The organism is Ralstonia sp. ASV6, assembly GCF_016429285.1.
Classification (GTDB): Bacteria; Pseudomonadota; Gammaproteobacteria; order Burkholderiales; family Burkholderiaceae; genus Ralstonia; species Ralstonia flaminis.
In genome coordinates, this window is the sequence record NZ_JAELUI010000599.1 from 1 (window position 1) to 314 (window position 314).

The following is a 314-nucleotide window of genomic DNA, read 5'->3' on the forward strand; positions in this document are numbered from 1 at the left end:
ACCTGAATGCGCTTGAAGCACGCCTTGGGGTCAAGTTGCTCCATCGCACGACACGGCGCCATCAGTTGACTGAAGCCGGCGCGCTCTATCTCGAGCGCTGCCGCGACATTCTCGAGCGGGTCAAGGCCTGTCTCTTATACACATCTGACGCTGCCGACGAAGGCCGTGGAGTGTAGATCTCGGTGGGCGCCGGATCAGTAAAAAGGGGGGGGGGGGGGGGGGGGGGGGGGGGGGGGGGGGGGGGGGGGGGGGGGGGGGGGGGGGGGGGGGGGGGGGGGGGGGGGGGGGGGGGGGGGGGGGGGGGGGGGGGGGGG

At 73.6% G+C, this 314-nt stretch carries 1 pseudogene; it reads left to right on the forward strand.

Going from position 1 to position 314, the window contains the following annotated elements:
- Positions 1-104, forward strand: a pseudogene (locus JHD73_RS28615) (LysR family transcriptional regulator); the annotation flags it as partial.
- Positions 105-314: the final 210 nt, after the last annotated feature.